The 23,909-nt window shown below is 66.0% G+C and carries 22 protein-coding genes and 3 tRNA genes; 5 read left to right on the forward strand and 20 right to left on the reverse strand.

Features of this window, described 5'->3' with window-relative positions; genetic code table 11:
- Positions 1 to 7: 7 nt before the first annotated feature.
- The 13 genes from lpxA to rpsB form a co-directional block, all read right to left on the reverse strand.
- On the reverse strand, positions 8 to 796 hold the full coding sequence (gene lpxA / locus ACAM52_RS12305; RefSeq protein WP_095745191.1) for an acyl-ACP--UDP-N-acetylglucosamine O-acyltransferase: 789 nt from the start codon (positions 794 to 796) through the stop codon (positions 8 to 10).
- 25 nt (positions 797 to 821) lie between these two features.
- Positions 822 to 1,277, reverse strand: a complete 456-nt coding sequence (fabZ, locus tag ACAM52_RS12310; protein ID WP_056582588.1) for a 3-hydroxyacyl-ACP dehydratase FabZ — start codon at positions 1,275 to 1,277, stop codon at positions 822 to 824.
- A 23-nt stretch (positions 1,278 to 1,300) separates the two neighbouring features.
- On the reverse strand, positions 1,301 to 2,278 hold the full coding sequence (lpxD, locus tag ACAM52_RS12315) for a UDP-3-O-(3-hydroxymyristoyl)glucosamine N-acyltransferase (RefSeq protein WP_095947726.1): 978 nt from the start codon (positions 2,276 to 2,278) through the stop codon (positions 1,301 to 1,303).
- Between the two features lie 14 nt (positions 2,279 to 2,292).
- Positions 2,293 to 2,838, reverse strand: coding sequence for an OmpH family outer membrane protein (locus tag ACAM52_RS12320; RefSeq protein ID WP_070060531.1), 546 nt, complete (start codon positions 2,836 to 2,838; stop codon positions 2,293 to 2,295).
- Positions 2,839 to 5,271: an outer membrane protein assembly factor BamA gene (bamA, locus tag ACAM52_RS12325; RefSeq protein ID WP_369647165.1), complete on the reverse strand. Its 2,433-nt coding sequence runs from the start codon at positions 5,269 to 5,271 to the stop codon at positions 2,839 to 2,841.
- 38 nt (positions 5,272 to 5,309) lie between these two features.
- On the reverse strand, positions 5,310 to 6,683 hold the full coding sequence (gene rseP / locus ACAM52_RS12330) for an RIP metalloprotease RseP (RefSeq protein WP_369647166.1): 1,374 nt from the start codon (positions 6,681 to 6,683) through the stop codon (positions 5,310 to 5,312).
- A gap of 24 nt (positions 6,684 to 6,707) precedes the next feature.
- Complete coding sequence (gene ispC, locus ACAM52_RS12335; RefSeq protein ID WP_095745190.1) at positions 6,708 to 7,895, reverse strand: 1-deoxy-D-xylulose-5-phosphate reductoisomerase; 1,188 nt, start codon at positions 7,893 to 7,895, stop codon at positions 6,708 to 6,710.
- Positions 7,892 to 8,737, reverse strand: a complete 846-nt coding sequence (locus ACAM52_RS12340; RefSeq protein WP_369647167.1) for a phosphatidate cytidylyltransferase — start codon at positions 8,735 to 8,737, stop codon at positions 7,892 to 7,894. Before ACAM52_RS12340 ends, ispC begins: the two co-directional genes overlap by 4 nt.
- A gap of 24 nt (positions 8,738 to 8,761) precedes the next feature.
- Positions 8,762 to 9,487, reverse strand: coding sequence for a polyprenyl diphosphate synthase (uppS, locus tag ACAM52_RS12345; RefSeq protein WP_369647168.1), 726 nt, complete (start codon positions 9,485 to 9,487; stop codon positions 8,762 to 8,764).
- Positions 9,488 to 9,495: 8 nt separating this feature from the next.
- Positions 9,496 to 10,056 carry a ribosome recycling factor gene (gene frr / locus ACAM52_RS12350; protein WP_062471609.1) on the reverse strand — a complete coding sequence of 187 codons (561 nt, stop codon included), beginning with the start codon at positions 10,054 to 10,056 and terminating at the stop codon, positions 9,496 to 9,498.
- 11 nt (positions 10,057 to 10,067) lie between these two features.
- The gene (gene pyrH, locus ACAM52_RS12355; RefSeq protein ID WP_095947731.1) at positions 10,068 to 10,790 is read right to left on the reverse strand and encodes a UMP kinase; all 723 of its coding nucleotides are present in this window, start codon (positions 10,788 to 10,790) and stop codon (positions 10,068 to 10,070) included.
- A 99-nt stretch (positions 10,791 to 10,889) separates the two neighbouring features.
- Positions 10,890 to 11,813 (reverse strand): translation elongation factor Ts, encoded by a 924-nt coding sequence (gene tsf / locus ACAM52_RS12360; protein ID WP_139704625.1) that lies wholly within the window; start codon positions 11,811 to 11,813, stop codon positions 10,890 to 10,892.
- Positions 11,814 to 11,894: 81 nt separating this feature from the next.
- Entirely contained in the window at positions 11,895 to 12,650 is a 756-nt protein-coding gene (gene rpsB / locus ACAM52_RS12365; RefSeq protein WP_062471618.1) for a 30S ribosomal protein S2, read from the reverse strand.
- Positions 12,651 to 12,855: 205 nt separating this feature from the next.
- Here rpsB and ACAM52_RS12370 point away from each other — a divergent pair, with 205 nt between their 5' ends.
- Together ACAM52_RS12370 and ACAM52_RS12375 are read left to right on the forward strand one after the other, a co-directional pair.
- Complete coding sequence (locus ACAM52_RS12370) at positions 12,856 to 14,178, forward strand: amidase (RefSeq protein ID WP_139704627.1); 1,323 nt, start codon at positions 12,856 to 12,858, stop codon at positions 14,176 to 14,178.
- A 57-nt stretch (positions 14,179 to 14,235) separates the two neighbouring features.
- Positions 14,236 to 15,489, forward strand: coding sequence for a D-amino acid dehydrogenase (locus ACAM52_RS12375; protein ID WP_369647169.1), 1,254 nt, complete (start codon positions 14,236 to 14,238; stop codon positions 15,487 to 15,489).
- Here the strand turns inward: ACAM52_RS12375 and ACAM52_RS12380 are convergent.
- Positions 15,479 to 15,904, reverse strand: a complete 426-nt coding sequence (locus tag ACAM52_RS12380; protein ID WP_369647170.1) for a hypothetical protein — start codon at positions 15,902 to 15,904, stop codon at positions 15,479 to 15,481. The two genes, ACAM52_RS12375 and ACAM52_RS12380, sit on opposite strands and share 11 nt — an antisense overlap.
- Before the next feature lie 41 nt (positions 15,905 to 15,945).
- Between ACAM52_RS12380 and ACAM52_RS12385 the strand changes: the two genes are divergently transcribed.
- Complete coding sequence (locus tag ACAM52_RS12385; RefSeq protein WP_369647171.1) at positions 15,946 to 17,409, forward strand: NAD(P)H-hydrate dehydratase; 1,464 nt, start codon at positions 15,946 to 15,948, stop codon at positions 17,407 to 17,409.
- A gap of 9 nt (positions 17,410 to 17,418) precedes the next feature.
- Here ACAM52_RS12385 and ACAM52_RS12390 read toward each other — a convergent pair whose 3' ends face one another.
- Together ACAM52_RS12390 and rnr are read right to left on the reverse strand one after the other, a co-directional pair.
- Positions 17,419 to 18,183: an SDR family oxidoreductase gene (locus ACAM52_RS12390; RefSeq protein WP_062471631.1), complete on the reverse strand. Its 765-nt coding sequence runs from the start codon at positions 18,181 to 18,183 to the stop codon at positions 17,419 to 17,421.
- A 63-nt stretch (positions 18,184 to 18,246) separates the two neighbouring features.
- On the reverse strand, positions 18,247 to 20,514 hold the full coding sequence (gene rnr, locus ACAM52_RS12395) for a ribonuclease R (protein ID WP_369647172.1): 2,268 nt from the start codon (positions 20,512 to 20,514) through the stop codon (positions 18,247 to 18,249).
- Between the two features lie 81 nt (positions 20,515 to 20,595).
- On the opposite strand from rnr, the gene ACAM52_RS12400 reads away from it, so the two are divergent.
- Together ACAM52_RS12400 and ACAM52_RS12405 are read left to right on the forward strand one after the other, a co-directional pair.
- Positions 20,596 to 20,680 (forward strand) — tRNA-Leu (locus ACAM52_RS12400).
- A 271-nt stretch (positions 20,681 to 20,951) separates the two neighbouring features.
- Positions 20,952 to 21,036: transfer RNA gene (locus ACAM52_RS12405), tRNA-Leu, on the forward strand.
- An 84-nt stretch (positions 21,037 to 21,120) separates the two neighbouring features.
- On the opposite strand, the gene rimO is transcribed toward ACAM52_RS12405, so the two are convergent.
- The 4 genes from rimO to ACAM52_RS12425 form a co-directional block, all read right to left on the reverse strand.
- The gene (gene rimO, locus ACAM52_RS12410) at positions 21,121 to 22,527 is read right to left on the reverse strand and encodes a 30S ribosomal protein S12 methylthiotransferase RimO (protein ID WP_369647173.1); all 1,407 of its coding nucleotides are present in this window, start codon (positions 22,525 to 22,527) and stop codon (positions 21,121 to 21,123) included.
- Between the two features lie 82 nt (positions 22,528 to 22,609).
- The gene (gene phaR / locus ACAM52_RS12415; protein WP_062480702.1) at positions 22,610 to 23,170 is read right to left on the reverse strand and encodes a polyhydroxyalkanoate synthesis repressor PhaR; all 561 of its coding nucleotides are present in this window, start codon (positions 23,168 to 23,170) and stop codon (positions 22,610 to 22,612) included.
- 69 nt (positions 23,171 to 23,239) lie between these two features.
- Positions 23,240 to 23,563 carry a hypothetical protein gene (locus ACAM52_RS12420; protein WP_369647174.1) on the reverse strand — a complete coding sequence of 108 codons (324 nt, stop codon included), beginning with the start codon at positions 23,561 to 23,563 and terminating at the stop codon, positions 23,240 to 23,242.
- 267 nt (positions 23,564 to 23,830) lie between these two features.
- A tRNA-Val gene (locus ACAM52_RS12425) sits at positions 23,831 to 23,907 on the reverse strand.
- Between the last annotated feature and the right edge of the window lie 2 nt (positions 23,908 to 23,909).

The raw sequence follows: 23,909 nt of genomic DNA on the forward strand, positions 1-23,909 counted from the left end.
ACCCATGTCAGCGCGCGATGCCGCGCGTTGAATGAGCGAGGAAGGCCTCCATCAGCGCGACATCGCCGGCGGCCTCGGGCATTTCCGCCGCGAGCTCAGCGATGGCGGCGCGCGCCTCTTCGAGTGTCTTGCCCTGGCGGTACAGCAGGCGGTGCATCTGCTTGACCGCCGCGAGCCGCTGCGCCGAGAAATCGCGCCGGCGCAGACCCACGATGTTGAAGCCGCGAACCGCCAGCGGATTGCCGTCGACCAGCATGAACGGTGGCACGTCTTGCGAGATCGCGCTCGCGAAACCGACCATGGCGTGCGCACCCACCGAAACGAATTGGTGGATGCCAGTCAAGCCGCCGATCGTGACCCAGTCGGCCAGATGCACGTGCCCGGCCAGCGTGGTGTTGTTGGACAGCGTCGTGTGGTTGTCGACCCGGCAGTCGTGCGCGATGTGCGTGTACGCCATGATCCAGTTGTCGTTGCCGACACGCGTGATGCCCCCTGCCCCGGGCACGCCAAGGTTGAAGGTGCAGAACTCGCGGATCACGTTGCGGTCGCCGATGGTGAGCTCGGTGGGCTCACCCGCGTATTTCTTGTCCTGGGGGATCGCGCCGAGCGACGAGAACTGGAAGATCCGGTTGTCGCGCCCGATGGTCGTGCGCCCTTCGATCACGCAATGCGCGCCGATGGTGGTGCCCGCGCCGATCCGCACGTGCGGGCCGATCACGGTGTAGGGACCGACCGACACCGAGGCGTCGAGCTGGGCCTTCGGGTCGACGATCGCGGTCGAATGAACCTGGGTCATGCCTTGCAAGAGACGATGAGCCGGATCAGCTGTTGATCTGACGCATGGCGCACATCAGCGAGGCTTCGCACGCCAGTTCGCTGCCCACGAGCGCACGGCCCTTGAACTTCGAGATGCCGGCCTTCATGCGCTCGATCTCGACTTCGAGCGTGAGCTGGTCGCCAGGCTCCACGGGGCGCTTGAAGCGCGCGCCGTCGATGGCTGCAAAGTAGTAGACCGTGTTGTCGTCGGGCACGATGTCCAACGAGCGGAACGACAGCAGCGCCGCAGCCTGCGCCATGGCTTCGAGCATCAGCACGCCCGGCATCACCGGACGGTGCGGGAAGTGGCCGTTGAAGAAGGGCTCGTTCATCGTCACGTTCTTGAGGGCCGTGATGCGCTTGCCCTTTTCCATGCTCAACACCCGGTCCACCAGGAGAAACGGGTAGCGATGCGGCAGCAACTTGAGAATTTGGTGGATATCGAGCGTCGTGTCCGTCATGGTGTTCTGTTCCTGCATCGTCGTCATTGTTTCGAGGGGGCTTTTTCCAGCGCCTTCAGTCGTTCGCGCAGGCTGTGCAACTGCTTGAGTGTTGCCGCATTCTTTTCCCAGTTCGCATTGTCATCGATCGGAAACATGCCGGTGTACTGGCCGGCCTTGCGGATGGAGCGTGTCACCACGGTCGCCGCCGACACGTGCACGCCGTCGGCCACCGTGAGGTGGCCCAGCACGATGGCGCCGCCGCCGAAGGTGCAGTGGGCACCGATGGTGGCGCTGCCGGCCACGCCGACGCAGCCCGCCATGGCAGTGTGCTTGCCGACGCGCACGTTGTGGCCGATCTGGATCAGGTTGTCGAGCTTCACACCGTCTTCGATGACGGTGTCGTCGAGCGCGCCGCGGTCGATGCAGGTGTTGGCACCGATCTCGACGTCGTTGCCGATGCGCACCGCGCCCAGCTGCTCGATCTTGACCCAGGCGCCCTGGTGCGGCGCGAGGCCGAAGCCGTCGGCCCCGATCACCACGCCCGGGTGCAGCAGGCAGCGCTCGCCGATGGTGCAGTCTTCGCTGACCGTGACGCGCGACTTCAGCACGGTGCCCGCGCCGATGCGCGCGCCCCGCTCCACCACGCACAGCGCGCCGATGCGCGCGGTGGCGTCGACATGGGCTTCGGGATGGATCACGGCGGAAGGATGGATGCGATCGGCTTCCGGGCGCGCATGGTGCGCTTTCCACAGCTGCGTCAGGCGCGCAAAGTAGTAATACGGATCGGGCGTGACGATGTAGGCGCCACGCGCCGCAGCGGCCTCGCGCATGGCGGGCGACACGATGACACAGGCCGCCTTGGAGGCGGCCAGTTCCTGCTGGTATTTGGGATGGCTCAGGAAGCTGAGCGCATCGGGCTGTGCATTCTGAAGCGGCGCGAGCCGCTCGATGGACAGCGTGGCATCTCCATGAAGCTCGCCCCCGAGGGCGTCAACGATGGCTCCGAGCTGCAGCGACACGCCGGTTCGCGGCGTTACTTGCCGGCCGCAGGCGCAGAGGAGCCGACCGACGCGTTGAGCGCCTTGATCACCTTGTCGGTGATGTCGTGCTTCGGGTTGATGTAGATCGCTTCCTGGAGGATGGCGTCGTACTTTTCAGCTTCGGCGACCTGCTTGACCACGCGGTTGGCGCGCTCGTAGACCTGCTGGAGCTCTTCGTTCTTGCGCGCGTTCAGGTCTTCCTGGAACTCGCGGCGCTTGCGCTGGAAGTCGCGGTCCTGGTCGACCAGCGAACGCTGGCGCGAGACGCGCTGGCTTTCCGACAGGGTCGGTGCCTCGCGCTCGAACTTCTCCGAGGCCGTCTTCAGCGCATCGCCCTGCACGGTCAGGTCCTTTTCGCGCTTGAGGAATTCAGCCTCGAGCTTGGCTTGCGCGGTCTTGGCCGGCTGCGCTTCGCGCAGCACACGGTCGGGGTTCACGAAACCGATGCGAAAGCTTTCCTGGGCCTGCGCGGGCGCAGCCATGAGGGCAAAAGCGGGAATCAGGAACGCGCCGGCGGCGGCGCGAATCAAATGCTTCATTTAGAAAGACGTTCCGATCTGGAATTGGAGGCGCTGAATTCTATCCTTCGGGATCACGACGAACCCGGTGCTCGGATCCGTCACTTCCTTCTGGGACTTGACGGGGAAGGCGTAGGCCAGGCGCAGCGGGCCCAGCGGCGAGATCCAGCTGATGCCCAGGCCGACCGAGGCGCGCAGCTTCTTCTGGGCCTTCCACTGCTCGTCCGTCACGTTGGGTGCACGGGAACCGAACACGTTACCGACGTCGAAGAAGCCGTACAGGCGCAGCGTGCGGTCGTTGCCGGCACCGGGGAACGGCGTGCTCAGCTCGGCGTTGAAGATGGCCTTCTTGGTACCGCCCAGTGCCGCGCCTTCGGTCTGGCCGAGCAGCGGCTGGTCGCGCGGGCCCAGCGAGTTCTGCTCGAAACCGCGGATCGAACCCAGGCCACCGGCGTAGAAGTTCTTGAAGATCGGGTAGACCTTGCCACCGAAGGCCTTGGCATAACCCACTTCGCCGTTGATGGCGAAGGTGTACTGCTTGTTGATCGCGAAGAACTGCTGGTATTGGTAGCTGGTCTTCAGGTACTTCATGTCCCCGCCCACGCCCAACTCGAGGTTGGCGCGCTGCAGGCGGCCGGTGGTCGGGACCAGCGCGCTGTCGCGGCTGTCGCGGCCCCAGCCCACGGTCAGCGGGATACCCCAGACACTCTTCTGGCTGCAGCTGGTGACGAACCAGCCTGTCGCGTCCTTGCCGCAGTGGAAGTAGTTCAGGTACGACTGCGGCGTGGTGAGGCCGGCGAGCGCCGAGCGGTTCGGGTCGAACGCGTAGCGCTCCAGGCCGACGCCGAAGAAGACGGTGTCGAGTTCGCTGAACGGCACGCCGAAACGGATCGAGGCGCCCTGGTTCACCAGCTTGTAGTCGCCGTCTTCGTTCGTGGAGTACGGGCGCGTCGTCGTGTGGTAGACGCTGATCGTGCGCGAGATGCCGTCCTTCGTGAAGTACGGGTCGGTGGTGGTCAGCGACAGCGTGCGGTTGTACTTGCTGGTGTTGACCTGCACGCCCAGGAAGTTGCCCGAGCCGAACACGTTCTCCTGCGAGATGCCGAAGGTCAGCGCGACCTTTTCCGCGCTCGAGTAGCCGGCGCCCAGCTGCAGCGTGCCGGTGGGCTTTTCGGCCACGTTGACGGTCAGGTCGACCTGGTCGGGCGAGCCGGGCACTTCCTGGGTCTCGACGTTCACTTCGGTGAAGAAGCCCAGGCGGTCCACGCGGTCGCGCGAGACCTTGATCTTGTCGCCGTCGTACCACGAGGCTTCGAACTGGCGGAACTCGCGGCGGATCACTTCGTCGCGCGTCTTGTTGTTGCCGCCGACCGACACGCGGCGCACGTACACGCGGCGCGAGGGCTCGGCCTGCAGCGTGAGCGTGACGCGGTTGTTCACGCGGTCGATGTCCGGACGCGCCTGCACGCGGGCGAAGGCGTAGCCGAAGGTGCCGAAGTAGTCGCTGAAGGCCTTGGTGGTCTCGGTGACCTGCTCGCCGTTGTAGGGCTCGCCGGGCTTGATCGTGATGAGCGACTTGAACTCGTCGTCGCGGCCCAGGTAGTTGCCGTCGAGCTTGATGCCCGCCACCACGAACTTCTCGCCTTCGGTGATGTTCACCGTGACGCTCAGGTCCTTGCGGTCCGGCGAAATGGCGACCTGGGTCGAATCGATGCGGAACTCGAGGTAGCCGCGGGTGATGTAGTAGCTCTTCAGCGTCTCGAGGTCGGCGTTGAGCTTGGCGCGCGAGTACTGGTTCGACTTGGTGTACCAGCTCATGAAGCCGCCGCTGTCCTGGTCGAACAGGCTCAGCAGCGTCGATTCGCTGAAGGCCTTGTTGCCGACCACGTGCACTTCGCGGATGCGGGCGGACTCGCCTTCGGTCACGGTGAACGTCAGGTTCACGCGGTTGCGCTCGATGGGCGTGACGGTGGTCACGACGTTCGCGTTGTACAGGCTGCGGCTCACGTACTGGCGCTTGAGCTCCTGCTCGGCGCGGTCGGCCAGCGCCTTGTCGTACGGGCGGCCGTCCGCCAGTCCGATTTCACGCAGCGCCTTCTGCAGCGCCGCCTTGTCGAATTCCTTGGCTCCGACGAAGTCGACGTCGGCGATGGTGGGCCGCTCTTCGACAATCACCACCAGCACGTTGCCGTTGACGTCGATACGCACGTCCTTGAACAACCCCAGGTCGAACAGCGCGCGGATCGCGGCCGAGCCGCGTTCGTCGCTGTAGGTGTCGCCCACACGCAGGGGCAACGACCCGAAGATCGTGCCGGCCTCGACGCGTTGCAAGCCTTCGACGCGGATATCGCGCACCGTGAAAGGCTCGACGGCCCAAGCGGCCGTGGCCGCCAGCGTGCTGGCCACCACCGCGGCAACGCTACGCAGGCGAAAGCGACTGAAGTTTGTGTTCATCTGTGAATTGGGCCGGCACGGAAAGGGCCGGCAGAAAGTTAACCAAAGAGCCGCGTGACGTCGTTGAAGAGTGCGACCGACATCATCACCAGCAGCAAGGCGACACCGCCACGCTGCAGCCGTTCCATCCAGGCGTCGGAGACGCTTTTCCCGGTCAGGCCCTCCCAAAGATAATACATCAGGTGCCCCCCATCGAGGACCGGCAGCGGCATCAGGTTGAGCACCCCGAGGCTCACGCTGATGAGAGCGAGAAAGACCAGGTACTGCGTCAGACCGAGGCTGGCGGACTTGCCGGCGTAATCAGCAATTGTTAAGGGACCGCTCAGGTTCTTGATCGAGGCCTCGCCGATCAGCATCTTGCCCATCATGCGAACCGTGAGCGCGGACACCTCCCAGGTGCGCACCACGCCACGCCAGACGCCGTCGATGACGCCCTGGCGCACCGTGACCATCTCGGGCGGCGCGCCGACGTAGGCGCCGATGCGCGCGACCTTGGTAGCGCCCTCTTCGCGCACTTCCGGCTTGACTTCGAGCGAGAGCGGCTGGCCGCCACGCTGGAGCTGCCAGGTCTGCGTGCGCGCCTGCCCGGAGGCATTGATCGAGGCACGAATGACTTCGCGCAGCTGCTGTCCGTCGAGGATGGGGGTGTCGCCGATGGTCAGGACCAGGTCGCCGTTGCGAAGGCCCGACCGCTCCGCCGCGCTGCCGGCCATGACCTCGCCGATCTCGGGGCGGGTCAGCGGCGCGACCACGCCGATCTTGCGGAACATCTGCGGATCGGCGTCCTTGGCCTCCATGCGGCTCAGCGGCAGGACCAGTTGGCGGCCGGGGCGACCGCCCTCACCTGCCACTTCGAGCGTGAGATCGCGGCCGTCGAGCGCGCCGCGCGTCATGCGCCAGCGCAGGTCTTCGAAGGACTGGACCGGCGACAGGTCGCCGTCGAAACCGGCCTGGGTGATGTGTTCGCCGCCGCGCAGGCCAGCCGCCTCGGCCAGCGACGTCGCCACCGGCCGGGCCAGCTTGGCCACGGGCTCGTCGACGCCGATCCAGTTGACCGCCGTGTACAGAACGACCGCCAGCAGCAGGTTGGCGATCGGACCGGCGGCCACGATGGCTGCGCGCGAGCGCAGTGGCTGGGTGTTGAAGGCGCGATGCCGCTCCTCGGGCGCCACGGGGCCTTCGCGCTCGTCGAGCATCTTGACGTAGCCGCCGAAAGGAAAAGCACCGATCACGAACTCGGTCTGCTGCCCCGGATGCTGGCGCTTGGGCTGCCAGCGCAGGAGGGCCTTGCCGAAGCCGACCGAGAAGCGCTCCACCTTGACGCCGCAGGCCACGGCCACGCGGTAGTGGCCGTATTCGTGGACCGCGATGAGGACGCCGAGAGCGACCACAAAAGCTATGACGGTGAGCATCGGGGTCCTCTGCGCTGTAGGGAATCAGGCCGCGAAACGTGCCGCGGCGGCATTGGCCGCCTCGCGGGCGCTGGCGTCGAGCGCCAGCAGGTCAGCCAGCGATGCCGGCTTGGAGGGCATGACCGCCTCCAAAGTTTCCAGATTGACCGCATGAATGCGATCGAAACGCAGGCGCCGGTCAAGAAAGGCGGCCACAGCCACCTCGTTGGCCGCGTTCAGCACCGCCGTGGTGCCTGAAGCGGCGCGCAAGGCTTGCCACGCCAGGCCCAGGCCGGGGAACAGCGCAGGATCGGGCGCGTCGAAGGTCAGCGAGCCCATCTGACGGAAATCGAGCCGTGCCGCCCCGCTCTCGACGCGCTCCGGCCAGGCCAGCCCGACCGCGATCGGCACCCGCATGTCGGGCGTGCCGAGCTGGGCGATGACCGAGGCGTCGGTGAACTGCACCATCGAATGGACCACGCTCTGCGGGTGGATGACGACCTCGATCTGCTCCGGCGACACGCCGAACAGGTGTCGCGCCTCGATCACCTCGAGCGCCTTGTTCATCATCGTTGCCGAGTCGACCGAGATCTTGCGGCCCATGACCCAGTTCGGGTGCGCACAGGCCTGCTCGGGCGTCACGGCGCCCAGCGTGTCGGGTGCTCGGGTGCGGAACGGGCCGCCCGAGGCGGTCAGGATGATCTTGTCGATGCGCCGCGCCCAGGTGGACGGGTCTTCGGGCAGCGACTGGAAAATGGCCGAATGCTCGCTGTCGATGGGCAGCAGCGTGGCGCCGCCCTCCTGCACCGTGCGCATGAACAGCTCACCGCCGACGACCAGGGCTTCCTTGTTGGCCAGCAGCAGGCGCTTGCCGGCGCGCGCGGCAGCCAGGCACGGCGCCAGACCGGCGGCACCGACGATGGCGGCCATCACGGCGTCGACTTCGTCGTCCGACGCTATTCTTTCGAGAGCATCGTCGCCCATCAGGACGCGGGTCGGCAGGTTGTTCTGCTTGAGCTTTTCGGCCAGCAGCGCGGCATGCGGCGCGCTCGCCATGACTGCGAAGCGCGGCGAGAAGCGCGCGCATTGGGCCAGCAGCTCGTCGACCTTGGTGGCCGCCGAGAGCGCAAACACCTCGAAACGTTCGGGGTGGCGGGCAATGACGTCGAGCGTGCTGACACCGACCGAACCGGTCGAGCCAAGCACCGTGACACGTTGTTTGGGAGTGTTCACAGGAAAGCCAGCATCATGGCAATGGGAAGTGCCGGCAAGAGGGCATCCACGCGGTCGAGCACGCCGCCGTGGCCGGGCAGCAGCCGGCTGCTGTCCTTGGCGCCGGCGCTGCGCTTGATCAGCGATTCGACGAGGTCGCCGACGACGCTCATCGCCGCCAGGAACACCGCCCCGATCAACAGCAGCCACCAGCCGCGCTCATGCAGGCGGGTGTAGAGGCTGGGCACCGTGGCGCCCAGGCTCTTGTCGGCCCAGACCCAGGCGAACGCCAGCACGATGACGCCGGCCATGCCGCCCCAGACACCTTCCCAGCTCTTGCCGGGACTGATGGCGGGCGCCAGCTTGGCGCGCGTGAACTTCAGGCCGAAGGCGCGGCCGGCGAAATAGGCGAACACGTCCGCCACCCAGACCAGCACCAGGATCGACAGCAGGAAGTTGATGCCGACCATGCGCGCCTGCACCGCCGCGAGCCATGCGACCCACAGCGCCAGCAGGCCGCCCACCAGCCGCAGCCCGCGCGGAATGCGGGGCCAGCCGCCCACCGCGACGCGCAGCAGCGCCGCGCCGCCGAGCACCCAGGCCGCGCTGGCCAGGGACCACATGAGAAACAGGCGCTGCTCCAGCAGCCCCAGCCACCACGACAGCCCACACAACGCCACCATCTCGGCCCCCAGGAACAGCGACATGCCCTGCCCGTAGCCGTTCAGGCGCCCCCACTCCCACGCGGCGGCGCCGATCAGCACCAGCATCACGCAGGCAAAGGGAATGTGGTTTCGGTAGAACAGCGCCGGCAGCAGGATCGCGAGCAGCACGATCGCCGTGAGGATGCGTTGTTTGAGCATGCGGAAGGTGGTGTCGGGCCGTTGTCAGGCCGCGGAAGCCGAGACCTGCGCCGAGGTCTGGCCGAAGCGACGCTCGCGGCCCTGGAACGCGGCGATGGCCTCGTCCAGTGCAGCCTCGTCGAATTCGGGCCACAGCTTGTCGCTGAAGAACAGCTCGGCGTAGGCACTCTGCCAAAGCAGGAAATTCGACAGCCGCTGCTCGCCACCCGTGCGGATGAACAGGTCGGGGTCGGGCACGTGGGCCAGCGCCATGGCGCGATCGAGGTTCATCTCGGTCATGGGCAGGCCCTGCTCGGCAAGCTTGGCCGCGGCGCGCGCGATGTCCCAGCGCCCGCCGTAGTTGAAGCAGATGTTGAGAATCAGACGCGTGTTGTGCGCCGTGGTCTGCTCGGCCGACACCAGGCCGGCCACCATCTTGTCGGACAGGCCGGCGCGTTCGCCCACGAAATGCAGCCGCACGCCGTCGGCATTGAGGCGCGGCACTTCGCGTGCGAGTGCCGCGACCATCAGCTGCATCAGCCCGGAAACTTCTTCAGGGGGGCGGTTCCAGTTCTCCGAGGAGAACGCGAACACGGTGAGCACGCCCACGCCACGGTCAGCGCAGGCCTTGACGCAGCGCCGCAACGACTCCACGCCCTGCTTGTGCCCCGCCACGCGAGGCAGGAAGCGCTTGGTGGCCCACCGGCCGTTGCCATCCATGACGATGGCAACGTGGTGCGGAGGGGGCGTCGTCTGCGGCGAGGAGGCCATGCGGAGCCTCAAACGGCCATGATCTCCGCTTCTTTCGCGGCGACCAGACGGTCGATTTCCGCGATGTGCTTGTCGGTGACCTTCTGAATGTCGCCTTCGGCGCGCTTCTGGTCATCTTCCGAGGCCAGCTTGTCCTTCACGAGCTTCTTGACCGCCTCGTTCGCGTCACGGCGCAGGTTGCGCGTGGCGATCTTGGCGCTTTCGCCTTCGTTGCGGACCAGCTTGGTCATTTCCTTGCGGCGCTCTTCGCTCATGGCGGGCAGCGGCACGCGGATCAGGTCGCCCATCGACGCCGGGTTCAGGCCCAGGTCACTTTCGCGGATGGCCTTCTCGATCTTGGCGCCCATGCCCTTTTCCCAGGGCTGGACGCTGATGGTGCGCGAGTCGAGCACCGACACGTTCGCCACCTGGCTCAGCGGCACCTGCGAGCCGTAGTACTCGACATGGATCGAGTCGAGCAGCGCCGAGTTGGCGCGGCCCGTGCGGATCTTGGTGAGGTTGTTCTGGAAGGCGGCGAGCGACTGGTTCATCTTCGCGTCGGTCGCACTGCGAATGTCTGCAATGGTCATCTCATTTACTCCTAGGCATGCACCAGCGTGCCCTCGTCCTCGCCCATCACGACGCGCTTGAGGGCGCCGTTCTTGAAGATCGAGAACACCTTGATCGGCAGCTTCTGGTCGCGGCACAGCGCGAAGGCCGTGGCGTCCATGATGCCGAGATTCTGCGCAATCGCCTCGTCGAAGGTGAGCGAGGCGTAGCGCGTGGCTTCGGGGTGGGTCTTGGGATCGGCGGTGTAGACGCCGTCCACCTTGGTCGCCTTGAGCACCAGCTCGGCGCCGATTTCGGCACCGCGCAGCGCGGCGGCCGTGTCGGTCGTGAAGAAGGGGTTGCCGGTACCGGCAGCGAACACCACGACCTTGCCCTCTTCGAGGTACTGCAGGGCCTTGGGGCGCACATAGGGCTCGACCACCTGCTCGATGGCGATGGCGGACATCACGCGGGCCACGAGGCCCTGCTTGTTCATCGCGTCGGCCAGGGCCAGCGAGTTCATGACGGTAGCCAGCATGCCCATGTAGTCGGCCGTGGCGCGGTCCATGCCGACGGAGCCTCCCGCGACGCCGCGGAAGATGTTGCCGCCACCGATCACGACCGCCACCTGGACGCCCATGTTCACGACCTCGGCCACCTCTTCGACCATGCGCACGATGGTGGCGCGGTTGATGCCGAAGGCGTCATCGCCCATCAACGCCTCGCCCGACAGCTTCAACAAGATTCGCTTGTGGGCTGGGCGGGCATCAGACATGGGCATTTTCCTTAGAAGGTTGGCGGGGGCGAGTGTAAAACGTGGCGGTGAAAAAGCGGCGGCACGCTGTCGCGCACCGCCGCTTGGAGGCCTGCCGGATCAGGCGGCAGCCTTGGCAGCAGCGACCTGGGCAGCGACTTCGGCAGCGAAGTCGTCGACCTTCTTCTCGATGCCTTCGCCGACCACGTACAGGGTGAAGCCCTTGATCGTGGTGTCGGCGGCCTTGAGCATCTGCTCGACGGTCTGCTTGTCGTTCTTCACGAACGGCTGGTTGTGCAGCGAGACTTCCTTGAGGTACTTCTGCACGCCGCCTTCGATGCGCTTGGCAACGATGTCGGCCGGCTGCGGCTTCTTGCCTTCGGCTTCGGCCGTCTTGCGGTCTTCTTCAGCCTTGCCAGCGGCCACGGCGCGCTCTTTTTCGATCAGCTCGGCAGGCACGTCGGAGGCCTGGATGGCGACCGGCTTCATGGCGGCGATGTGCATCGCGACGTCCTTGGCCGAGGTGTCGTCACCTTCGAACTCGACCATCACGCCGATGCGCGTGCCGTGCAGGTACGACGCCAGCTTGCCGTTGCCCGTGAAGTGCTTGAAGCGGCGGAAGCTCATGTTCTCGCCGATCTTGCCGATCAGGCCCTTGCGCACGTCTTCGAGCGTGGGGCCAAAACCGTCCTGCTCGTAGGCCAGCGCGCCCAGCGCGGCGATGTCGGCGGGGTTGTTCTTGGCGACCAGCATCGCGGCAGCGTTGGCCATGGCCAGGAAGCTGTCGTTCTTGGTGACGAAGTCGGTTTCGCAGTTGATTTCGATCATGCCGCCGGCAGCGCCGTCGACGAAAGCCGTGACCACGCCTTCAGCAGTGATGCGGCCCGATGCCTTGCCAGCCTTGTTGCCGAGCTTGATGCGCAGCAGCTCTTCGGCTTTTTCCATGTTGCCGTCGGCCTCCGTCAGGGCCTTCTTGCATTCCATCATGGGCGCATCGGTCTTCGCGCGCAGTTCGCCGACCATGCTTGCGGTGATTGCAGCCATTTGTGTATCTCCGTAAATCCAAAAATCAGGTTAAAAAAAAGGGGCACCAAAGCCCCTTCTTCAGGCTCGCGAACGCGCCTATCAGGCCGAAGCGCCTTCTTCGACTTCGACGAATTCGTCGCCACTGCCTTCAGCAACGGCCTTGACCACGTCACCGCCGGCGCTGTTGCGGCCTTCGATGATGGCGTCGGCGATGCCACGGGCGTACAGCGTGACGGCCTTCGACGAGTCGTCATTGCCGGGGATCACGTAGTCGATGCCTTCGGGCGAGTGGTTGGAGTCGACCACACCGATCAGCGGGATGCCGAGCTTCTTGGCTTCGGCCACGGCGATCTTGTGGAAGCCCACGTCGATCACGAAGATGGCGTCGGGCAGCGCAGCCATGTCCTGGATGCCGCCGATGTCCTTCTCGAGCTTCGCGATTTCGCGCGAGAACGTGAGCTGCTCTTTCTTGCTCAGGCTGTCGAGGCCGGCTTCTTGCTGGGCCTTCATGTCCTTCAGACGCTTGATCGAGGTCTTGACGGTCTTGAAGTTGGTCAGCATGCCGCCGAGCCAGCGGGTGTCGACGAAAGGCACGCCGGCGCGGCGAGCTTCGGCAGCCACGATTTCACGGGCCTGGCGCTTCGTGCCGACCATCAGGATGGTGCCGCGGTTGGCCGTGAGTTGCTTGGCGTACTTCATCGCGTCCTGGAACATCGGGAGCGACTTTTCCAGGTTGATGATGTGAATCTTGTTGCGGTGACCGAAGATGAACGGAGCCATCTTGGGGTTCCAGAAGCGGGTTTGGTGACCGAAGTGGACACCGGCTTCCAGCATTTCGCGCATGGTGGTCGACATTGAATTTACTCCAAAGGTTGGGTCTAAAATCCAGCCCGTTTTGCGCCCCTTCGACGGGGTCGCAACACCTTGATTGGGCCGGTTTGCGGATGTGCTTGACTGGCGGCGACAAAACTGTCGCATAACCAGCGAAACCCAAAGAGTATAGCACGGCGGCCACCCCCTCCTCCCTCGAACCGAGCCGTTCCAAGGTACCCTCGACGCCATGAACGACCTTCACGCCACCCGTCTCACCCTTCTGGCTGGCGGTTCCGATGCGCGCACCGAAATGGAGCGCGCCATCGCCCTCTCCGAATCTCCCGCCTGCGCCCACGTTTTCACCCGCACGATGTTCGACGAGGCCCGCGCGGCCGCCGCCGCATCGGCGCCCGAAAGCCGCCTCGCCGGGCTTGCCTTCACCAGCAAGGACCTGTTCGACGTCGCCGGCCAGCCGACACCCGCCGGCTCGGCCGTGCTCTCGCACGCACCGGCCGCCCCAGCCGATTCGCTCGCCGTGGCCCGACTGCGCGCCGCCGGCGGCGTGCTGACCGGGCGCACCAACATGACGGAGTTCGCCTTTTCCGGCGTCGGCGTCAACCCGCACCACGGCACGCCGGCCAACGTGAGTGACGCTGCCACGCCGCGCATTCCGGGCGGCTCGTCCTCCGGCGCGGCGATCTCGGTGGCGAGCGGTGCGGCCTTCATCGGCCTGGGCTCCGACACCGGCGGCTCGATCCGCATCCCGGCGGCGCTGAACGGCATCGTCGGCTTCAAGAACACCGCCCGCCTCACGCCGGCCGACGGCGCACTGCCCCTGTCGACCACGCTCGACACCGTCTGCGCCATGACCCGTTCGGTGCGCGACGCCGTCACCGCGCACGAAATTCTCTCGGCGCGGCAGGTGACGCCCGGCTCGGCGCCGCTGTCGGCCTACCGGCTGGCCGTCGTGAAGAACGTCTTCCTCGACGACCTCGAGCCCACCGTGGCCACGGCCTTCGAGCGCACCCTCGCGACCCTGCGCGCCACGGGCGCTCATATCCACGAGATCGAACTGCCCGAGCTGGCCGACCTGCAGGCCATCAACGCCACCGGCGGCTTCTCGGCGGCCGAGTCGTACGCCTGGCACCGGCTGCTGCTGGAGCGCAGCGGCGCCGGCTACGACCCGCGCGTGGCGCAGCGCATCCTGCGCGGCGCGGGCATGAAGGCGCACGAGTACATCGACCTGGTCCGCGCCCGCCGCGACTGGATCGCCCGTGTCGAGAAGGCGCTGGCACCGTTCGACGCCGTGGTGTCGCCGACCGTGCCGATCACGGCGCCGTCCATCGCCAGCGTGGCACCGGGCGCCGAGCGCGACGACGAATTCTTCCGCGTCAACGCGCTGCTGCTGCGCAACCCGTCGATCGTCAACATGCTCGACGGCTGCGCCATTTCGCTGCCCTGCCACGTCGCCGGCGAACTGCCGGTCGGCCTGATGCTGTGGCACGGCGCGATGCACGACGACGCCGTGCTCGCGGTGGCGCTCCAGGCCGAACGCACGCTGCAGAAATAACCGCTGTCACCGCCCGCCTCACGGGCGTCAGCCGCTTCTTTTATCTAGAACATTTCAATGAAAATCGCGATCGTGGGCGCCGGCATCGTCGGCGTCACCACCGCCTGGGAACTGGTTTCCGACGGCCATGAAGTGAGCGTGTTCGAACGCCGCGGCGCCGCCGCCGAAGAGGCCAGCTTCGCCAACGCCGGCGTGGTCGCGCCGGGTTATGTCACGCCGTGGGCCGCACCGGGCATGCGCGGCAAGGTGCTGCGCTCGCTGCTGTCTTCGCACGGCGCCATCAAGCTGCGCTGGCCGCTGAGTTCGCGCGACCTCAGCTGGATGTCGCGCTGGCAGAAGGCCTGCAAGCTCGAGACCTACCTGGCCAACCGCGCCCGCATGCAGCGGCTGGCTTTCTACAGCCGCACCCGGCTGCACGCGGTGACCGAAGCGCGCGAGCTGAGCTACGAACGCAGCGATGGCTACCTGGTGCTGCTGCGTTCCAAGCGCGAGAAAAAGCTGGTGCAGCCCGGGCTGGAGGTGCTGCGCTCGGCCGGCAGCGTGTTCCGCGAGATCGACGCCGACGAGGCCCGCCTGATCGAGCCCGCGCTCAACCCCGACACCCCGCTGGCAGGCGCGATCCACCTGCCGGAAGACGAGGTCGCGAACTGCCGCCAGTTCGCACTGCTGCTCAAGTGGGAAGCCGAGGCTTTGGGCGCGCAGTTCCACTTCAACTGTGACATCGCGCCCTTGAGCCGCGCCGCGCCCACCTCGCTGACGTTGGCCAGCGGCTCGGACGCGCTGCAGTTCGACGCCATCGTGGTCTGCGCCGGCCTGTCGTCCGCCGCGCTGCTGCGTCCGCTGGGGCTGCGCATTCCGCTGGCACCGGTCTACGGCCACTCGGTCAGCGCCCCGGTGCGCGAGCCGCTCAACGCACCGCGCAGCGCGGTGATGGACGAACGCTACAAGGTCGCGATCTCCCGTCTGGGCCAGCGCGTGCGCGTGGCCGGCAGCGCCGAGATCGGCGGCTCGCCCGACGCCATGAGCCCGGCCGCGATCCAGACGCTCTACAAAGTGCTGCACGACTGGTTTCCGGGCGCAGCCACACTGCAATCGGGCATCCAGCAATGGAAAGGCGCCCGACCGATGCTGCCCGACGGCCCACCGGTGCTGGGCGCCAGCGGCATTCCGGGCGTGTGGCTCAACCTGGGCCACGGCTCGAGCGGCTGGGCGTTGTCGTGCGGCAGCGCACGCGTACTCGGCGACCTGATCGCAGGGCAAGACCCGGGCATCGACCTCGAAGGCCTGGGAATCGAACGGCTCAGTCTTTAGGGCCCCAGCGGCGCAGTTGCTCGGGGGTGGCCGGTTTTTCCACCGGCAGCGGCTCTACTGGCTTCGGCCTGCGCCTGTCGCCATCCCAAGACACCAGGATCGGCATCACCCAGGAAAATGCGGCAAGACTCAGCAAGATCGTGCCCGCCAGCAGCCAGCGGGGCAACCCCTGGGACGTGTCGATGCGATCGAGCCACTGCACCACGCCAATGCCGTATGCCACGCTTCCGGCCCAGGCCAAATGGCCCAGACGCGACCAGCCAACTCGCGCGGCCAGCCACAAACTTCCCCAGAACAAGGCCAGCAAGCCTAGCGCCCAAGTGACACCGCCATCCAACGCCATCAGCGTGAAGACATTCGCGACAAACCACGCCAGCAACAAGCAGAGCAGCCAGGCGATTTTTCTCAGCGTCATGTCGCGATGATAGGCAGCCGCCCCGGCGGCACAATGGCTCGATGCATCGCATCACGTCCGCCAGCGCCGCCGACCTGTTCGACATCGCCGCCACGCGTCGCATCGAGCAGGCAGCAGCCTCCGCCCTTCCACCTCATACGCTGATGCAGCGCGCCGGCCTCGCTGCCGCACGGCTCGCGATGGCGCTCGCGCCGCACGCGCGAACGATCTGGATCGCCTGCGGCCCCGGGAACAACGGCGGCGACGGCTTCGAAGCCGCGGCGCAACTGCGACATCGCGGCTTCTTTCCGGTCGTCACCTTCGTGGGCGATGAAGGCCGGCTGCCAGCGGATGCCAAGGCGTCGCTGCAGCGTGCGCGCGATGCGGGCGTCACCTTCGCTTCGGCGCCACCATCGAGCTTCGAGCTGGCTGTGGATGCGCTGCTCGGCATCGGATCGACCCGCCCGCCCTCAGGCACGATGGCCGAATGGCTCGCGCGGATGCACGCGAGCGCCTCGCCAGTGCTCAGCACCGATGTGCCTTCGGGCCTCGATGCCGACACTGGCACTTTGAGTTCCAACGTAGACCAAGTATCGACATCGGCCCGCGCCACCCTCACCTTCCTCACACTGAAACCCGGCCTGTTCACGGCGCAAGGCCGCGACGCAGCCGGCATGGTGTGGTTCGACGACCTGGGCTGCAGCTCTTTCGCCCGAGAGCGACCGACGGCCCGCCTCGCAGGCACGCCCAGCATCCAGCCGCGCACCCACGCCTCGCACAAAGGCAGCTACGGCGATGTCGCGGTGATCGGCGGCGCTTCGGGCATGGCCGGCGCTGCGCTGCTGGCCGGCTCGGCCGCGCTCCATGGGGGCGCGGGACGCGTGTTCGTCGGATTGCTCGATCCCCGCGCAGCGCCGGTCGACACCTCGCAGCCGGAGCTGATGCTGCGCGACGCCCACGCGCTGGACCTCGCGGGCATGACGGTCGTGTGCGGCTGCGGTGGCGGCGATGCCGTGCGCGAACTGCTGCCGCGCGTGCTGTCGATGGCCGCCGCGCTGGTGCTCGACGCCGACGCGCTCAACGCCATCGCCGCCGATCCGTCACTTCAGGCGCAACTGATCGCGCGAGGCCAGGCCGGCGCTCCCACCGTGATCACGCCGCATCCATTGGAAGCCGCGCGCCTGCTCGGCGACACGACGGGTGGCGTGCAAGCCAACCGCCTGGCCGCGGCCCGCGCGTTGGCATCGCGCTTCGGCGCGGTGACAGTGCTCAAGGGTTCTGGAACAGTGATTGCCGATGCAAGCGACGAGCCGCCGGTCATCAACCCGACCGGCAATGCCCGCCTCGCCACCGCAGGCACCGGCGATGTGCTCGCCGGCATGATCGGCGCGGCGCTCGCGATGCGCCGCCCCGCGTTCGAGGCAGCGTGCGAAGCCGTCTGGCAGCACGGCCGCATCGCCGACCTGTGGCCGGCCGATGCGGCCCCGCTCACGGCAGGCTCGCTGGCCCGCCGCGCGCCCGACTGAGCGCAGGACTCAGCCGCGCCCGACGAAGGGCATCTTCGTGGCCATGATGGTGTGGAAGAGCACGTTGGCTTCCAGCGGCAGGTTCGCCATGTAGAGCACCGACTGGCCGACGATCTTGACGTCGATCAGCGGCTCGATCGCGAGCTCGCCATTGGCCTGCGGCACGCCGGTGGCCATGCGCGCGGCCAGCTCGGTCATGGCATTGCCCACGTCCACCTGCCCCACCGCGATGTCGTACTTGCGGCCGTCAAGCGAAGCAGTCTTGGTCAGCCCTTCGACCGCGTGCTTGGTCGAGGTGTAGGCGGCAGAATTCGGCCGCGGCGTGGTCGCCGAGATCGACCCGTTGTTGATGATGCGGCCGCCTCGCGGCGTCTGCGCCTTCATCGTGCGGAAGGCCTGCTGGATGCAGAAGAACATGCCGGTGAGGTTGATGTCCACCACGCCCTTCCACTGCTCGGGCGTCCAGTCTTCGAACGGTCCCGGCGGGTTGCCCACGCCGGCGTTGTTGAACAGCAGGTCGACGCGCCCGAAGCGCTCGACCGTGGCGCCGAACAGTGCCTGCACGGAGTCGGCATTGGCCACATCGGTCGGCACCGCGAAGGCGCGCGCACCGGCGCCCGACTCTTCCGCCACCTGCTCCAGCGGCTCGAGGCGGCGCCCCGCAAGGGCCACGCTCCAGCCGTCCGCCAGCAGAGCCAGCGCGGCCGCACGGCCGATGCCCGACCCCGCGCCCGTGACGATCGCGATGCGGCCCTTGTTGTTTTCCACGCTCATGCTTCATGTCTCCTTTTCAGCTGGTCCATACACACGGTAAACACGTAGTGTGCACGGCGCATCTCATCCGCGGCGGGGCTTACGCCCCTTGCCCTGCATCTTGTTGGCGGCTTTCTTCACCGCCGACTTGAAGGCCTGCATCGCCGATTGCGGGCCGGCGGGTGCCACGGCAGCGCCGCCGCCGTGCTCCGACCGTGACTCGCCACCGGCCTCCGCCTTGTGGCGAGCGCTTCGCTTGGCCGACGCCTTCACCGGTGCGCTGCCTTTGTCCTTCATCGCACGCGAGGTCAGGTCTTCGCCTTCGCGCACGAGGCGGAAGTCGATCTTGCGGCCATCGAGGTCGACGCGACTCACCTGCACCCGCACCCGTGTGCCGATGGCGTAGCGGATGCCAGTGCGCTCGCCGCGCAGCTCCTGGCGCATCTCGTCGAACTTGAAGTACTCGCCGCCGAGCTCGGTGATGTGCACCAGGCCCTCAACGTACATCGCATCAAGCGTGACGAAGATGCCGAAGGTGGTGGCGGCAGTGACCACGCCGCCGTACTCCTCGCCGAGGTGCTCGCGCATGTACTTGCACTTGAGCCAGGCCTCGACGTCGCGACTGGCCTCGTCGGCGCGGCGTTCGTTAGCGCTGCAATGCAGGCCCGCCGCTTCCCATGCCAGCACTTCCTTGGTCGGCGCGATCGTGGCTTTCTGCGGCTTGGTCGTTGGCGCTTTCACGCGCGAAGCCAGGCGCTTGGCCAGCTTGGCATGCGCCTCGCCCGGCGCCGGCAGCATCGGCAGCTGGTAGCGCGTCTTGCCGAGGATCGCCTTGATCACGCGATGCACCAGCAGGTCGGGGTAGCGCCGGATCGGGCTCGTGAAGTGCGTGTAGGCCTCGTAGGCCAGACCGAAGTGGCCGCTGTTGAACGGCGTGTAGATTGCCTGCTGCATCGAGCGCAGCAGCATGGTGTGGATCTGCTGCGAGTCGGGACGCTCCTTGGTGGCTTCGGCGATCGCCTGAAATTCACCGGGACGCGGATCGTCGGTGATGCTCAAGCCCACGCCCATGGCCTTCAGGTAGCCGCGCAGGATTTCCTTCTTCTCCGGCGTGGGGCCTTCGTGCACACGGAACAGGCCCGGGTGCTTGCCTTCGGCGATGAAGTCGGCGCTGCAGACGTTAGCGGCGAGCATCGCCTCTTCGATGATCTTGTGCGCCTCGTTGCGCGTGCGCGGCACGATCTTCTCGATGCGGCCGGCGTCGTCGCAAATGATCTGCGTCTCGGTGGTTTCAAAGTCGACCGCGCCACGCTTGCCGCGCTGCTTGAGCAGGGCCCTGTAGACATCGGCGAGGTTCAGCAGGTCCTTGACGCGCTCCTTGCGCTTGGCGGCTTCCGGGCCGCGCGTGTTGCCGAGGATGGCGGCCACTTCGGTGTACGTGAAGCGCGCATGGCTGAACATCACGGCCGGATAGAACTGGTAGGCGTAGATCTCGCCATCGGCTGCGACCAGCATGTCGCACACCATGCACAGGCGCTCGACCTCGGGGTTGAGCGAGCACAGGCCGTTCGACAGCTTCTCGGGGAGCATCGGGATCACGCGGCGCGGGAAGTAGACGCTGGTCGCGCGGTCGTACGCATCGATGTCGATGGCCGAGCCGGTCTGCACATAGGCGCTGACGTCGGCGATGGCGACCAGCAGGCGCCAGCCCTTGCCGCGGCCCACCTTGGCGGGCTCGCAGTACACGGCGTCGTCGAAGTCGCGGGCGTCCTCGCCGTCGATGGTGACGAGCGGCACGTCGGTGAGGTCGATGCGGCCCTTCTTGTCGGCGGGGCGCACCTTCTCGGGCAGGGCCTTGGCCTGCGCCAGGCACTCCGCGGAAAACTCATGCGGCACGCCGTACTTGCGCACGGCGATCTCGATTTCCATGCCGGGGTCGTCAATCTCGCCCAGCACTTCTCTCACGCGGCCCACGGGCTGGCCGAACAAGGCCGGCGGCTCGGTGAGCTGGACGACCACGACCTGGCCGACTTTGGCGGGGCCGGTGGCGCCCTTCGGGATCAGGACGTCCTGGCCGTAGCGCTTGTCTTCCGGTGCAACGAGCCAGATCCCGCCTTCGTGCAGCAAGCGGCCGATGATGGGCTGCTCGGGTCGCTCGACGATCTCGACCACGCGCCCCTCGGGGCGGCCGCGACGGTCCTGTCGCACGATGCGCGCCTTGACGCGATCCTTGTGCAGCACCGCGCGCATCTCATTCGGCGGCAGGTAGATATCTGCCTCGCCGTCGTCGCGTTGCACGAAGCCGTGCCCGTCGCGATGTCCTTGAACAGTTCCTTCGATTTCATCCAACAAGCTGCTGGAAGTGACATTATTTTTGATATGATCTCCTTCTTTCCTGAAATTCAAAACGTGGCTGCTTCTGCAGTCATGTGGGCCCAGATGGCGGAATTGGTAGACGCACTAGTTTCAGGTACTAGCGAGTAACATCGTGGAGGTTCGAGTCCTCTTCTGGGCACCAAGTTTAAACAGACCTTTACCAGGTCATTCGATTGAAGCCACCGGTCTCCGGTGGCTTTTTTCATGGCCGCTCGAAACTGCATCAAACGGGCGACGCGATCGTCAGATCGCACCCCTCGACGCCGGCCATGCACGCACGATCGCACCCACCCGCCTTCGGCAGGACGCCCGCCGCACGAGCGATGTCGCGCAGAAGCTGAAATTTCGACACGCTCAAAAGAGCGCGCCAAATTTGTGTATATAATCGTAGTCTTTGCTGAGAAGCAAAATCAGCCCAGATGGCGGAATTGGTAGACGCACTAGTTTCAGGTACTAGCGAGTAACATCGTGGAGGTTCGAGTCCTCTTCTGGGCACCAAGATTGAACAGACCCTTACCAGGTCTTCTATAAAAAGCCACCGGCCTCCGGTGGCTTTTTTCTTGGCCGTTTGAATCAGGTGCATCAAACGGGCAACGCGATCAGGTCGTGGCCTTCAGCGCCCACGATGCGTGCACGCGTGAACTCGCCGACCTTCATCGTCTTGCTGATCTTCTCGGGCGGCAGGAGGCGAACGGTGCCGTCGATCTCCGGTGCATCGGCGTACGTGCGCCCCACCCCACCCTTGCGACCCAGCGCCGGCGCTGAATCGACCAGCACCTGCATGGTCGAGCCAATGCGCTTTTGCAGCTTGGAGATCGACACGGCCTCGGCCACCCCCATGAAGCGGGCGCGGCGCGCTTCGCGCTCGGTCTCGGGCAGCATGCCCGGAATGTCGTTGGCGGTGGCGCCTTCGACCGGGCTGTAGGCAAAGCAGCCCGCACGGTCGATCTCGGCTTCGCGGATGAAGTCGAGCAGGTGCTCGAACTCCTGCTCCGTCTCGCCCGGGAAACCGGCGATGAAGGTGCTGCGGATCACGAGTTCGGGACAGACCTCGCGCCAACGAGCGATCCGCTCCAGGTTCTTCTCGCCGCTGGCCGGCCGCTTCATGCGCTTGAGCACGTCGGGGTGGCTGTGCTGCAACGGCACGTCGAGGTACGGCAGCACCAGGCCGCTCGCCATCAACGGAATGATTTCGTCGACGCTCGGATACGGGTACACGTAGTGCAGGCGCACCCAGGCGCCATACGGCTCGGCAATTTCGCCCAGCGTCCGCACGAGTTCGAGCATGCGGGTCTTGACCGGCTTGCCATCCCAGAAGCCAGTGCGGTACTTCACATCGACGCCGTAGGCCGAGGTGTCCTGGCTGATCACCAGCAGCTCTTTCACGCCGCCCTCGAACAAGGCCCTGGCTTCGCTGAGCACATCGCCCACCGGACGCGAGACCAGGTCGCCGCGCATCGAGGGAATGATGCAGAAGGTGCAACGGTGGTTGCAGCCTTCGCTGATCTTCAGATAAGCGTAGTGCCGCGGCGTCAGCTTGAGGCCGGCCACGCCGAAGGTGTTGGGCACGAGGTCGATGAACGGATCGTGCGGCTTCGGCAGGTTGGCGTGCACCGCGTCCATCACTTCCTGCGTGGCATGCGGGCCGGTGACGGCCAGCACGCTGGGGTGCATCTGGCGCACGAGGTTGCCGCCTTGGTCGCCGGTCTTGGCGCCCAGGCAGCCGGTGACGATCACACGGCCGTTCTCGGCGAGCGCTTCGCCGATGGTGTCCAGACTTTCCTTCACAGCATCGTCGATGAAGCCGCAGGTGTTGACGATGACGAGGTCGGCGCCCTCGAAAGTCTTGGCGGTTTGATAGCCCTCGGCGCTCAGCTGGGTCAGGATCAATTCGGAATCAGTCAAGGCCTTGGGGCAACCAAGACTGACGAAGCCGACCTTGGGGGCGGTCGGCGTGACGGTACGTTCAGGGGAGGCAACTTCGCTCATAGGCCTCTATTGTCCCAGCTATCGGTGACAGCGGGGCATTCATCGGGCAGTCACCCCATTCGGGCGGGCCGCCGCGCGGCGCTCAGGGGCGCTTGATGCCAAAGGCGCCCAGCACCTGCTCGGTGTTTTTCTGCATCTGCTCCTGCATCTGCAGGAAGACGTTCTTCGATTGCTCGACGTAGTTGCCCATCAGCCCCTGGATCATCGGCGACTGCATGGTCATGAAGCGCGACCACATCTCGGGCGTCAGGCCCTCGGCCTTTTCGGCGAGTTGGGCCTGCATCTCGGTCATGGCCTGGATGTTCTTCTCGAGGTAGGGGCCCATGTAGCCCTGCATGGCCTGTCCGTAGAAACGGATGATGTTGGCCAGCACCTGCTCGGTGAACATCGGCGCGCCGCCGGCCTCTTCTTCCAGGATGATCTGCAGCAGGATGCTGCGCGTGAGGTCGTCGCCTGTCTTGGCGTCGCGCACCACGAACTGCGCGTTCTTGATGACCAGCTGCTTGACCTCGGTCAGCGTGATGTACGTGGATGTCTCCGTGTCGTAGAGCCGTCGATTGGGGTACTTCTTGATCACACGCTGGACCGGCTTCACCCCGGACTTCTTGCTCTGCACTACAGACTCCTTCACATGGACGCCCATGTCATCGGATGATTCTAGGGAGCGGTTTTGCTGCATCGCGACAAGGTTTACCCTGACCGTGATTCTTCTTCAGGCGTCCGACGCGGTCCCGTACTCGGCACCGCACGCATGACACGCTGCAGTTTCGGGACGCTCGGGGGTCGACAACCTGAATCGCAGCGGGATCTTCTGCCCGTAGACCACCCAGCACCGGGGGCAATGCTCCTGTCCCGCCGTCGGAAGATAGGCGCGTGCGCGCTGCTCGGCGCGCTCCTCGGTCACCGGCATGCCCTGTCGTTGTGCACGCGCCACTTCGCGTGCGGCCATGGTGTCGGCGCGGCCGGCGGCAAGGTCATTGATGCCGTAGACCGCGCGCGCGAATTCAAGAGGAGCTTGCTTGAGCAATGCGGCCACGCGGTGGTTGGCGTGCGCCCGATCAACAGACGTTGATCGCGTATTCATCAGATCGCTTATCAAGGAAATTCGAGAAGGTTGGCAGACCGCTCAAGGTAGCACAACCACATGGCTCAGGCACCTTGCCTGCACCGCGCGAAGGGCCGCCCGTGAAAGGTTTTTTTGCTTGCGCCGATCGCTCAGGACGACCGGGCGAATCCAGAGACAAACACGTCGTCCAAACGACGAACGGGTTGCAGCGAAATCGCTGCAACCCGTGTTTGAATTTGGTAGGCGCGATTGGATTCGAACCAACGACCCCCACCATGTCAAGGTGGTGCTCTAACCAACTGAGCTACGCGCCTAA

This window comes from Variovorax sp. V118 (assembly GCF_041154445.1).
Classification (GTDB): domain Bacteria; phylum Pseudomonadota; class Gammaproteobacteria; order Burkholderiales; family Burkholderiaceae_C; genus Variovorax; species Variovorax boronicumulans.